The organism is Hydrogenophaga pseudoflava, from assembly GCF_031020795.1.
Classification (GTDB): domain Bacteria; phylum Pseudomonadota; class Gammaproteobacteria; order Burkholderiales; family Burkholderiaceae_C; genus Hydrogenophaga; species Hydrogenophaga pseudoflava_A.
Window position 1 is genome coordinate 569,592 of record NZ_JAVHJP010000003.1, and the last position, 11,937, is coordinate 581,528.

8 protein-coding genes are annotated in these 11,937 nt (G+C 68.9%); 6 read left to right on the forward strand and 2 right to left on the reverse strand.

What is annotated here, in order from left to right; translation table 11 throughout:
• The first annotated feature begins 24 nt into the window (after positions 1-24).
• Together RCO38_RS12295 and rocF are read left to right on the forward strand one after the other, a co-directional pair.
• The gene (locus tag RCO38_RS12295) at positions 25-4,080 is read left to right on the forward strand and encodes a PAS domain S-box protein (protein ID WP_308328599.1); all 4,056 of its coding nucleotides are present in this window, start codon (positions 25-27) and stop codon (positions 4,078-4,080) included.
• A 71-nt stretch (positions 4,081-4,151) separates the two neighbouring features.
• Positions 4,152-5,069 carry an arginase gene (gene rocF / locus RCO38_RS12300; protein WP_308328600.1) on the forward strand — a complete coding sequence of 306 codons (918 nt, stop codon included), beginning with the start codon at positions 4,152-4,154 and terminating at the stop codon, positions 5,067-5,069.
• Positions 5,070-5,094: 25 nt separating this feature from the next.
• Here rocF and RCO38_RS12305 read toward each other — a convergent pair whose 3' ends face one another.
• On the reverse strand, positions 5,095-5,394 hold the full coding sequence (locus RCO38_RS12305; protein WP_308328601.1) for an antibiotic biosynthesis monooxygenase family protein: 300 nt from the start codon (positions 5,392-5,394) through the stop codon (positions 5,095-5,097).
• 16 nt (positions 5,395-5,410) lie between these two features.
• Complete coding sequence (locus RCO38_RS12310) at positions 5,411-7,048, reverse strand: GMC family oxidoreductase (protein WP_308328602.1); 1,638 nt, start codon at positions 7,046-7,048, stop codon at positions 5,411-5,413.
• A 149-nt stretch (positions 7,049-7,197) separates the two neighbouring features.
• Here RCO38_RS12310 and RCO38_RS12315 point away from each other — a divergent pair, with 149 nt between their 5' ends.
• The 4 genes from RCO38_RS12315 (at position 7,198) to RCO38_RS12330 (ending at position 11,884) form a co-directional block, all read left to right on the forward strand.
• Positions 7,198-8,049, forward strand: a complete 852-nt coding sequence (locus RCO38_RS12315) for a 3-hydroxybutyryl-CoA dehydrogenase (RefSeq protein WP_308328603.1) — start codon at positions 7,198-7,200, stop codon at positions 8,047-8,049.
• A 182-nt stretch (positions 8,050-8,231) separates the two neighbouring features.
• Positions 8,232-8,771, forward strand: a complete 540-nt coding sequence (locus RCO38_RS12320; protein ID WP_308328604.1) for a hemerythrin domain-containing protein — start codon at positions 8,232-8,234, stop codon at positions 8,769-8,771.
• A gap of 71 nt (positions 8,772-8,842) precedes the next feature.
• Positions 8,843-10,246: a glutathione-disulfide reductase gene (gorA, locus tag RCO38_RS12325; protein ID WP_308328605.1), complete on the forward strand. Its 1,404-nt coding sequence runs from the start codon at positions 8,843-8,845 to the stop codon at positions 10,244-10,246.
• Between the two features lie 141 nt (positions 10,247-10,387).
• Complete coding sequence (locus RCO38_RS12330; protein ID WP_308328606.1) at positions 10,388-11,884, forward strand: AMP nucleosidase; 1,497 nt, start codon at positions 10,388-10,390, stop codon at positions 11,882-11,884.
• Positions 11,885-11,937 lie beyond the last annotated feature (53 nt).

Sequence of the window (11,937 nt, forward strand, 5' to 3'; positions counted from 1 at the left end):
GGCTCACGCACAGCCTCCCCTTCCATGGCCCCACCCAGCGCGCCCACCGAGCCCATTCCCTCCGCGCCGCCCGCCCTGGCGTTCCGCACGGGCACCCGCCCATGGGGGCTGGTGGCCCTGGTGCTGGTGTCCATCGGCCTGCTGGCGGCGCTGGCCACCGTCCTGCTGCTGGCCCAGCGAGACGCCGCACTGGACCTCGCCACAGCCCGGGCGCAACGCGAGGTCCGGCGCCTGGCGGCCGAACTCGACCAGTCCCTGCGCCTGGGCCGCGCTGCCATCGAGGTCAGCCGCCTCTCGCCCGGGCTGCAACCGCCGCAGCTCCTCGGCGACCACCGACCGCTGGTCGACACGCTGAGCCTGCCGTTCGAACTGCACCGCCAGCCCGCGGGCGGCTCCGAAATTCCTGTGCAGACCTGGGTGCCGGAACTGGCTCGCCAGGAAAGCGGCCGCTGGGTGCTGCCATTCCTGTGGCGCCCCCCGGGTGGCGGCCCCTCCGACGTCTACGAGCTTTGGCTGCCCCGCGACGCCGTGCTGGCGCGCTTCGAATCGGAAGGCCTGCCCGCCGGGGGCAGCATGAGTCTGTTCCGGCTCGAGCCCGACGGAGCCACCACGGTCCTGGCGCGCCATCCGATGGTGGCCCAGGAACAGGGGCACAGCTTCCGTGGCCATGTCGCGAACGCGCTCGACAACCACCCCACCGGCGTGTTCCGGGCCGCGGCGATGATCGACGGCGTGGAGCGCATCGTCGGCTACCAGCGCCTCGGTGGCGAGGCCGACCGCCTGGTCGTGGTGTATGCCCTCTCGGTCGACAGCGTGCTGGCCGGGTGGCAATCCATCCTGCCGCTGGCCTGGGGCCTCACCCTGCTGGTGGCGGCGGCCATGGCCTACGGCGCCTGGCGTCTGCACCGGTCGATGCGGGCCCTGGCCCGCAGCGAGCACCACCTGCAGACCCTGACCGACCACATGCCGGACGTGGTTGTCCGCTACGACAAGGCCTGCCACGTGCTGTATGCCAACCCGGCCATCGAGATGGCGACCGGACTGAAGCCCGACGCCCTGATCGGACGTCCCATCACGGCCTTGGGCGCTCCTCCCGACAACGAAGCCTTGTGGACCGATTGTCTGCACCGCGTGTTCGCCACCGGGCGGGCCGAAACCCTCTACTTCAGCCACCATGCGCCCGCCGGCATGCGGCACTGGGAGTCCCAGGCCCGTCTGGAACCGGCGGCGCCAGGCGAAGAGCCCACGGTCCTGGTCATCACGCGAGACATCACCGAGCGCCATGAGGCGGAAGCCTTGCGACACTCCGCACGGCAGCTTTTCGAAACCGCCTTCCAGGCGGCGCCCGAGGCCATGTCGCTCAGCGAATGGCACAGCGGCCGCCTGCTGCTGGTCAACGACGCCTTCTGCGAGCTGTTCGGACGGTCGCGCGAACAACTGGTCGGGCAGTCGTCCTCCGTGTTGGGGCTCTGGCACTCCAGCACCCGCCGCCAGCGCCTGATCGACGCACTGGAGAGCGGGGAGGAGGTGCGCGACATCGCTGGCAGCAGCCCCCGCCCCGACGGGCAGATGGTGCATGTGCGCTACAGCGCCGAGCGGGTGCAGCGGGACGGCGGCGACTGCCTGCTGCTGATGTTCCGCGACGTCACCCAGCTGGAGCGCGAGCAGCGTGCCCTGGTGCGCAGCGAACAGCGGTTCCGGCTGGCCGCCTCCCACGGGCAGGTGTGGGAGCGGGATTTCGTGCGCGACCTCATCCAGCCCAGCGACGAGTTCTTCCTGAACCTGGGGCACCGCCCACCGGAACAGAAGGACATGAAGAAGGCCATCGCGGCGCTGATCCATCCCGGGGACCGCCCGCGGCTGCTCGAGGCGGCGCGCCGCTACCTCAAGGGCGAGGCCGAGTTCCGCGTCGAGTACCGGGCGATCGACGCCCAGGGCCGGGTGCGCTGGTTCGACACCCGGGGCAGCGGCCTGCGCAACGCCATGGGCCGAGTGACCTACATGGCCGGTACCACCTTCGAAATCACCGACCGCAAGGCGCTGGAAGAGGCGCAGCGGCAGACCCTCAAGCACCTGGACACGGTGGCCAATGCGTCGGCCGGGCTGGCCTGGACCGTGGACGATCAGAAGCACCCGGACTGGCTCAACCAGGCCTGGCTCGACTTCACCGGTCGCGACCTGGCCACCGAATGCGAGACCTTCTGGCTGGAGGACCTGCATCCGCAGGACCGGGAGCGCTGCGAAAAGACCTTCGACGAGAACTTTGAAGCGCGTCGGCCGTACAGCATGGAATACCGCCTGCGCCGGCACGATGGCGTGTACCGCTGGGTGCACGAGCAGGGCAAGCCCCGCTACGACGCGGACCAGCGCTTCATCGGCTATGTCGGCTCCTGCCTGGACGTGACCGACCTGCGGGAAGCCGAAGCCACCGCCCGTGAACGCGACGCCACCCTCAAGCAGGTCTTCGATGTGCTCAAGGACATGCTCTTCGTGGTGGATGCCCAGGAGCGCTTCGTGTTCTTCCAGGCGGGCACCGGAGACCGGCTCTACCGGCGGCCCGACGAGTTCCTGGGGCGCACGATCAGCGAGGTGATGCCACCGCCTCTGGTGCCCAGGCTGCAGGCGGCCATGCACCAGGCCCGCGCGGAAGGGCTCCAGGAACTGGACTACAGCCTGGAACTGCCCGGTGGCACCCACCACTTCAACGCGCGCCTGGCCTGGCTGCCGGGTGGCGACCAGTGCATGTTCCTGGTGCGCGACACCACCGAGCAACAGGTGGCCCGGCGCGAGCGGGAGCGCATGAACGACTTCGTGCTGCTGCTGTTCCGCCTGGCCAGCCGCTTCATCAATCTGCCGCTGCAGCACATGGACGAGGCGATCGATGCCGCGCTGGGGGACATGGGCGTATTCGTCGGCGCAGACCGCGCCTACCTGTTCGCTTACAACGCGCAGGCGAACACGGCGACCAATACCCACGAGTGGTGCGCCCCCGGCATCGCGCCACAGAAGCCGCAGTGGCAAGGTGTGCCGATCGGCGGCCTGTCCGACTGGTACCAGATGCACCTGCGCGGCGAAAAAATCCTGGTCGCCGACACCAGGACCCTGCCCGCCGGTGCGCTCAGGGATCTGCTGGACACCATGGAAATCCGAGGCCTGCTCACCCTGCCCCTGAGGCACGACGACACCTGCCTGGGTTTCGTGGGCCTGGACTCGGTGCACCAGGCGCGCGAATACGGCCAGGAAGAAATCACGCTGCTGGAGCTGTTCGGACAGATGCTGGTGAACATGCAGCTGCGGGCCCAGGCGGCGGCGCAGGTGCGCGAGATGACCGAACGACTGGAGCAGAAGGTCGAGGAACGGACCCGGCAGCTGCATGACAGCGTGCAGCGGCTGCAGGTCGTCAACCGCGAGCTGGAGTCCTTCACCTACTCGGCCTCGCACGACCTGCGGACGCCGCTGCGCGGCATCGAAGGCTTCAGCGCCCTGCTGCTGGAGGAACACGCGCAGCAGCTGGACGAGCAGGGCCGCGAGTACCTGCGCCGCATCCAGCGCGCGACGCTGCACATGTCGCGACTGGTCAGCGACCTGCTGGCCTATTCGCGGCTGCAGCAGATGACGGAGCAGATCGCGCCCGTGGACCTGGCCGCGTGTGTGCGCGACGTGGCGGCGCCGTTCCGCGACGAACTCGAAGCCCGTCAGGGACGGCTGGAGACACCGGTGCCCGGCGGCGTGCGGGTGCTCGCCGACCCCAAGGGCCTGGCGATTGCGCTGCGCAACCTGATCGACAACGCACTCAAGTTCACGCCGGCGGGCCAGGCGCCGCAGATCCGTATCGAGGCGCAGACCCGCGGCGACCGGGTGCTGCTGAGCGTGGCCGACCAGGGCATCGGCTTCGACATGAAGCACCACGACCGCATCTTCGGCATGTTCCAGCGCCTGCACCGGCAGGACCAGATTCCCGGCACCGGCATCGGCCTGGCCCTGGTGCTCAAAGCGGTGGAACGCATGGGCGGAACGATCCGCGCCGAGAGCGCGACGGGCCAGGGCGCCTGCTTCGAAATCGATCTGCCCCTGGCGTGAATGCGGGAAAGCCTGTCCGGACTTTCCGCCACCGCTCCTACACTGTCCGAACTCTCACCGACGAACCGACCATGAACCTTCCCGTCAGCCTCATCGGCGTCCCATCCGACATCGGCGCCGGCGCGCGCGGCGCTTCCATGGGGCCCGAGGCCCTGCGCGTGGCCGGCCTGCAGCCGGTGCTCGAAAGCCACGGCCTGCAGGTGGTTGACCGCGGCAACCTGGGCGGCCCCGCCAACCCCTGGCTGCCGCCGGTCAACGGCTACCGGCACCTGCCCGAGGTGGTGGCCTGGAACACCGCGCTGCACGACGCCGTGCACGCCGAACTCGCGCTGGGCCGCCTGCCCATCGTGCTGGGCGGCGACCACTGCCTGGGCATGGGCTCCATCAGTGCGGTGGCGCGCCATTGCCGCGAGACGGGCAAGCAGCTGCGCGTGCTCTGGCTCGACGCGCACGCCGACTTCAACACCGCCGAGCTCACCCCCAGCGGCAACATCCACGGCATGCCGGTGGCCTGCCTGTGCGGCCACGGCCCGGCCGAGCTCACCGGCATCGGCGGCCACACACCGGCCATCGATGCCAGCGCGGTGCGCCAGATCGGCATCCGCAGCGTGGACCCCGGTGAAAAGCGCTTCGTGCACGAGGTGGGGCTGGAGGTGTTCGACATGCGCTACATCGACGAGATGGGCATGCGCCACACCATGGAGCAGGCCCTCATGGGGCTGGACGAGCGCACCCATCTGCACGTGAGCTTCGACGTGGATTTCCTGGACCCGGAGATCGCGCCGGGCGTGGGCACCACGGTGCCCGGCGGCCCCACCTACCGCGAAGCGCAGCTGTGCATGGAGATGATTGCCGACACCGGGCGCCTGGCGTCGCTGGACGTGATGGAGCTCAACCCGGCGCTGGATGTGCGCAACCGCACGGCCGAGCTGGCCGTGGACCTGATCGAGAGCCTGTTCGGGAAATCGACCCTCATGCGGAAGAAATAGGCCCCCGCGCCTGAGCCGTTGTTTTTCAGCTCTTGCCCACGAGTTCGAGGTGCTCGACGACCGGTGGCTGCAGGAAGAACGGGCCGACGATGGCGCGCCACTCGGCGAAGGCCGGCGACTGGCGGAAGCCCACCGTGTGGTCTTCCAGCGTGTCCCAGTAGATCATCAGGATGTAGCGACCTGCGCTTTCCTGGCTGCGGTTGACCTTGAAGCCTTTGAAACCCTTGGCGCCGGCAATGACGGTGCGGGCACCGCGCAGGATGGCGGCTTCGAAATCGGCTGCCTTGGCGGGGTCGATGCGGATGTCGGCGTGTTCAAGAATCATGTTCGCTCCAAAGGTCTCAGGCCACGGCGGCCCGGCGATCGTCGCGAATCATATCGGTGGCTTTCTCAGCCATCATGATCACCGGCGCATTGGTGTTGCCGCCCACCACGCTGGGCATCACCGATGCGTCCACCACCCGCAACCCGTCCACGCCATGCACCCGCAGCCGGGCGTCGACCACGGCGCCCGCCGCCGGGTCGGGCCCCATTCGGCAGGTGCCCACCGGGTGGTAGATGGTGTCGGCGTGGTGGCGGACGAACTGCTCGATCTGCGCCTCGCTCTGTGCATCGCGCGAGGCGGCCGATTCGACACCGCCATGGCGCGCCAGGGCCGGTTGCTGCAACAGCGCCCGCATGCGCTTGAAGCCGCGCACCAGCCGGGCCACATCGTCCGGGTCCTGCAGAAAGGCCGGGTCGATCAGCGGCGCGACCTGCGGGTCGCTGCTGGCCAGCCGCAGGGTGCCGCGGCTTTTCGGGCGCAGCAGGCAGACGTGGCACGAGTAGCCGTGACCCAGCACGGTCTTGCGGCCATGGTCCACCAGCTTGCCCACCACGAAGTGCAGCTGCAGATCCGGAATGGACTCCTCGGGCGCACTCTTGATGAAGCCGCCGGCTTCGGCGAAGTTGGTGGTGAGCATGCCGCTGCGCCGGCTCCGCCACTCGAGCACGCCACGGGCCATGTTCAGCACCCCGCCCGGCGAGAGGCCGAACAGGCCGGTCAGCCGGGGGGCATTGACCACCATCACCACGTCCGGGTGGTCGTGCAGGTTGCTGCCCACGCCGGGCAGATCGTGCACCGCCGCAAGACCGTGCTCCGACAGATGCGCGCGGGGCCCGATGCCCGAGAGCATCAGCAGCTGCGGCGAGCCGAAGGCGCCGGCGCTCAGCAGCACCTCGCCGCCCGGGTTCAGGGCCACGGTCTGCAGCGGTCCGCGGCCGCCATCGGGGCGGTACTCGACGCCCACCGCCACGGGCCGGCCATCGACCACCTCGGTCAGCACGCGCGTGGTCAGCGCGTTGGTGATCACCCGCAGGTTGGGGCGGCCCAGGTGCGGCGTGAGGTAGGCCTTGGCGGCGCTGAAGCGTTCGCCGTTCCTGTGCGTGACCTGGTAGGCACCGATCCCTTCCTGGTCGGGGCCGTTGAAATCGCGGCTGAGCGGGTAGCCCGCCTGGCGCCCGGCCTCGATGAAATCCGGCAGCACCGGATTGGGTGAGCGCAGGTCCATCACGTTCAGCGGCCCGCCCGTGCCGTGCCAGTCGTCGGCGCCGCGCTCGTTGTGCTCGGCGCGCTTGAAGTAGGGCAGCACCTCCTTGAACGACCAGCCCGGGTTGCCCTCGGACGCCCAGGCGTCGTAATCCTGCGCGTGGCCGCGCGCGTAGATCATCGCGTTGATGGAGCTGGAGCCGCCCAGCACCTTGCCACGCGGCTGGTAGCCGCGGCGGCCGTGCAGGCCCGGCTGCGGCACGGTCTCGTAGTTCCAGCCGTTGAGCTGGTACTTGGCCATCACCGCCAGCCCGCCGGGACAGTGGATCAGCACGCTGCGGTCCGGCGGCCCGGCTTCGAGCAGCGCCACGCGCACGGCCGGGTCCTCGCTCAGACGGCCGGCCAGCACGCTGCCGGCGGACCCGCCGCCCACGACGATGTAATCGAACATGTTGACTCCTGGCGTCGCGCGCCTGTCAAGCCAGTGCAAGACGCTGCGCGACAATGCGGGGCAAGGTAGCACAGGGCCCTTGGCCGCAGTAGGCTGGCCCGCCTAGAGCGCCTCCGTCTTTACCCTCATCTTCCAGGAGTGATTCCCACATGAGCAGCATCCAGACCGTCGGCATCATCGGCGCCGGCACCATGGGCAACGGCATCGCGCAGGCCTGCGCCGTCAGCGGCATCCGCGTGGTCATGGTCGACGTGGCCCAGGCCGCGGTGGACAAGGGCCTGGCCACCGTGGCCGGCAGCCTGGACCGCCTGATCAAGAAAGAGAAGCTGACCGCCGAAGGCAAGGCCGCGGCGCTGGCGCTCATCCAGGGCTCGACCAGCTACGACGACCTCAAGGGCGCCCAGCTGGTCATCGAGGCCGCGACCGAGAACGAAGGCCTGAAGGTCAAGATCCTTCAGCAGCTCGATGACATCCTCGCGCCCGAGGTGATCGTGGCCACCAACACCAGCTCGATCAGCATCACCAAGCTGGCCGCGGCGACGAAGCGTTCGGACAAATTCATCGGCATGCACTTCTTCAACCCGGTGCCCATGATGGCGCTGGTGGAGATCATCCGCGGCCTGCAGACCAGCGACGCCACGCACGGCGCCGTCAAGGCGCTGGCCGAGGCCCTGGGCAAGACGCCGATCACGGTGAAGAACGCGCCCGGCTTCGTGGTCAACCGCATCCTGGTGCCCATGATCAACGAGGCCTTCTTCGTGCTGGCCGAGGGCGTGGCCACGGCCGAGGACATCGACGCCGGCATGAAGCTGGGCACCAACCAGCCCATCGGCCCGCTGGCGCTGGCCGACATGATCGGTCTGGACGTCTGCCTGGCCGTGATGAACGTCTACATGGCCGAGTTCAACGACAGCAAGTACCGCCCGGCCCCGCTGCTCAAGGAAATGGTCGCCGCTGGCTGGCTGGGCCGCAAGACCGGCAAAGGCGTGTACACGTACTGATCCCCCCGTGCCGGAAGGGAAGTGGGTCCAGGGCACCGCGGAACCGGCTTCGCCGGGCCGCCAGTGCCGCCCCCTGGGGGGTGACGGCGAAGGCGGCGCGGGGGGAGCCATTTCTTGAGGCAGATCAATGGGCGGCGGCGCCACATCTCCAGAATGGATTGCACGTCATCAAGGAGTCCACCATGAGCGCCGCCCCCGTCTCCATCGCGATCTTCGAATTCCTCGACAGCACCCACAAGGACATCCAGGGCCAGGTGAAGCAGTTGCACGGGCTGGTGGATGCCATCGAGTCCGACGGGCTGAACGCGGCCAACCGGGCGCTGGCCCGCCGTGTGCTGAACTATTTCAACACCGAGGCGCGCCAACACCATCTGGACGAAGAGAAACACATCTTCCCGGCGCTGCTGGCCAGCCAGGACGCCGAGGTGGTGCAGGCGGCCGAGCACCTGATCCAGGACCACGGTTGGCTGGAGGAAAACTGGATCCAGATCGCACCCTCGCTGGAGGCCGCGACCAACGGCAACCTCTGGTTCGACCCCGCGGAGTTGCGGCACGCGCTGGAGGTGTTTGAGGCGCTCTACCTCGACCACATCCTGCTTGAGGAGTCGCTGGCCTACCCGGAGGCCCGCAAGCGGCTCGCCGGCATCGACACCGTCGGCATGGGCCGCGAGATGGCGCGGCGGCGCGTGATGGCCCAGGACGAGGTGCGCGCGCTCGCCTGAGAGCCCCTGCACGCGAGGTGCCAGCGGGTGGCCCCGTACACTGACCGGCTTCCTGTCCTGCACCTGAAGCCATGAGTTCTTTCGACTTCGACCTCTTCGTCATCGGTGGCGGCAGCGGCGGCGTGCGCGCCGCCCGCATGGCCGCCGGGCGCGGCGCCCGCGTCGCGATGGCCGAAACCCTTGGCACCGAGGGCCTGGGCGGCACCTGCGTGAACGTGGGCTGCATTCCCAAGAAGCTCTACAGCTATGCGGCGCACTACGCCGATGCCTTCGAGGAGTCGCACGGCTTCGGCTGGGAAGGCGAGAAACCCGTCCTGAACTGGTCCACGCTCAAGACCAACCGTGCGAAGGAAATCTCGCGCCTGAACGGCGTCTACGCCAACCTGCTGCGCGGCTCGGGCGTCACGGTCATCAACGGCTTCGCGCGCATCGACGGTCCGCACGCCGTGACCGTGGCCACGCTGAACGCCGACGGCTCGCCCGGTCACCAGTCCTTCACCGCCGCCCACATCCTGATTGCCACCGGCGGCACCCCCTTCGTGCCGCACTTCACCGGGCGCGAGCATGTCATCACCTCCAACGAGGTGTTCGACCTCGAACCCTTCCCGCAGCGCCTGCTGGTGGTCGGTGGCGGCTACATCGCCTGCGAGTTCGCGTCCATCTTCAATGGCCTGGGATCAAAAGTCACCCAGCTGTACCGCGGCGAGCAGGTGCTGCGCGGCTTCGACGACGAGATCCGCCACTTCGTGGCCGGCGAAATGCAGAAATCCGGCGTGGACCTGCGCCTGAACGCCGGTGTGGTGGACATCCGCAAGACCACCGAAGGCCTGCGCGCCGAACTGGAGGACGGCAACACCGTCATGGCCGATGCCGTGCTCTACGCCACCGGCCGCAAGCCGAACGTGCAGGGCCTGGGGCTGGAGGCGGTCGGTGTGGCGCAGGGCGCTCAGGGCGAGGTGATCGTGGACGCGCACTACCGCACCAACGTGCCCAGCATCCGGGCCGTGGGCGACGTGACCAACCGGGTGCAGCTCACGCCGGTGGCGCTGGGCGAAGCCATGGTGGTGGTCGACCAGCTGTTCGGCCCCGCCCCGGGCAAGCCGCCGCGCAGCATGGGCTATGAGTTCATCCCCACCGCCGTGTTCACCCACCCGAACATCGGCACCGTCGGCTACAGCGAGGCGCAGGCGCGCGAGCAGTTCGGCGCCATCACGGTGTTCCGTAGTGAGTTCAAGGCGCTCAGGCACACGCTCTCCGGCAGCAGCGAGCGCACGCTGATGAAGCTGATCGTGGACACCGCCAGCGACCGCGTGGTGGGCCTGCACATGGTGGGTGCAGAGGCCGGCGAGATCGTGCAGGGCTTTGCGGTGGCCATGAAGGCCGGCGCCACCAAGACGGTGTTCGACAGCACCATCGGCATCCACCCGACGGCGGCCGAAGAGTTCGTGACCATGCGCGAACCGGTCAACAGGTAAGCCGATCCGCCGGACCGCGGGCCTTTTCAGGGCCCCCGTGGAACACGGCTCCGCCGGGCCACAGGGTGCGTCCCCCTCCCCGCCGCAGGCGAAGAGAAGGGGGAGGCCGCACAGCGGCACGGGGTGGTCACAATAACCCCCATGCACAAATCCCCCACCTTCATCGCCCCCCAGCTGTTCGACGAGCCGGCCGCCGCGCTGGCCCAGGTGCAGCACATCTACGACAGCAGCGTCGCCTTCCTGCGTGAGGCCATGCACGACTTCGTGGCCGGCACCGAACCGGGGGGTGCCCGCATCCGCGCCTGCTACCCGTTCGTGCGGCTGCACTCGCGCAGCGTCTCGCGCCAGGAAGCCGGGCTGCAGAGCCGGCTGAGCTACGGCTTCGTCGCGGGACCGGGCCGCTTCGAGACCACGCTCACCCGCCCCGACCTCTACGGCGACTACTACATGGAGCAATTCCGGCTGCTGCTGTCCAACCACGACGGAAAGCTCGAAGTCGGCACCAGCACGCAGCCGATCCCGATCCACTTCTCATTCGCCGAGCACGAGCACGTGGAAGGCGAGATGAGCGTGGAGCGCCGCGCCCTGATGCGCGACGTGTTCGACCTGCCCGACCTCACCGCGATGGACGACGGCATCGCCAACGGCACGCACGAGCCCAAGCCCGGCGAGCCGCACCCGCTGTCCCTGTTCACCGGCCCGCGCGTGGACTACTCGCTGCAGCGCCTGCGCCACTACAGTGGCACCTCGCCCGACTGGTTCCAGAACTTCGTGCTGTTCACCAACTACCAGTTCTACATCGACGAGTTCATCAAGCTCGGCCATGCCGAAATGGCCGACCCGCGCAGCGACTACATCGCCTTCGTCGAGCCGGGCAACCTGGTCACGCGCCGCACCGGTCTGTCGGCCGAGGCCATCGACGCGCTGGGCAAGGCCCTGCCGCGCCTGCCGCAGATGCCGGCCTACCACCTGCTGCGGCAGGACCGTTCGGGCATCACCATGGTCAACATCGGCGTCGGCCCGGCGAATGCCAAGACCATCACCGACCACATCGCCGTGCTGCGCCCGCACGCCTGGCTGATGCTGGGCCACTGCGCCGGCCTGCGCAACGGCCAGCAGCTGGGCGATTACGTGCTGGCCCACGCCTACGTGCGAGAGGACCACGTGCTGGACGAAGAACTGCCGCTGTGGGTGCCGATTCCCGCGCTGGCCGAAATCCAGGTCGCGCTGGAGCAGGCCGTGGCCGACGTGACCGGCGTGCCGCCGCAGGAACTCAAACGCATCATGCGCACCGGCACGGTGGCCAGCACCGACAACCGCAACTGGGAACTGCTGCCGGACAACACGCCGCAACGGCGCTTCTCGCAATCGCGTGCCGTCGCGCTGGACATGGAGAGCGCCACCATCGCGGCCAACGGCTTCCGATTCCGCGTGCCCTATGGCACCCTGCTGTGCGTGAGCGACAAACCCCTGCACGGCGAGATCAAGCTACCCGGCATGGCCAACCACTTCTACCGCGAGCGCGTGGACCAGCACCTGCGCATCGGCATCCGCGCGGTGGAACTGCTGCGCACCGGCGGGGTCGACCAGCTGCACAGCCGCAAGCTGCGCAGCTTCGCCGAGGTGGCGTTCCAGTAAGGCAGGCGCTTTACCGGAACTTCACACACCGGTCACGGTCCCTTCGGGGCGCC

Excerpts from the sequence above, each read along its gene's own strand:
- RCO38_RS12295 (WP_308328599.1), top strand. The coding sequence starts at position 25 with ATGGCCCCACCCAGCGCGCCCACCGAGCCCATTCCCTCCGCGCCGCCC.
- rocF (WP_308328600.1), top strand. The coding sequence starts at position 4,152 with ATGAACCTTCCCGTCAGCCTCATCGGCGTCCCATCCGACATCGGCGCC.
- RCO38_RS12305 (WP_308328601.1), bottom strand. The coding sequence starts at position 5,394 with ATGATTCTTGAACACGCCGACATCCGCATCGACCCCGCCAAGGCAGCC.
- RCO38_RS12310 (WP_308328602.1), bottom strand. The coding sequence starts at position 7,048 with ATGTTCGATTACATCGTCGTGGGCGGCGGGTCCGCCGGCAGCGTGCTG.
- RCO38_RS12315 (WP_308328603.1), top strand. The coding sequence starts at position 7,198 with ATGAGCAGCATCCAGACCGTCGGCATCATCGGCGCCGGCACCATGGGC.
- RCO38_RS12320 (WP_308328604.1), top strand. The coding sequence starts at position 8,232 with ATGAGCGCCGCCCCCGTCTCCATCGCGATCTTCGAATTCCTCGACAGC.
- gorA (WP_308328605.1), top strand. The coding sequence starts at position 8,843 with ATGAGTTCTTTCGACTTCGACCTCTTCGTCATCGGTGGCGGCAGCGGC.
- RCO38_RS12330 (WP_308328606.1), top strand. The coding sequence starts at position 10,388 with ATGCACAAATCCCCCACCTTCATCGCCCCCCAGCTGTTCGACGAGCCG.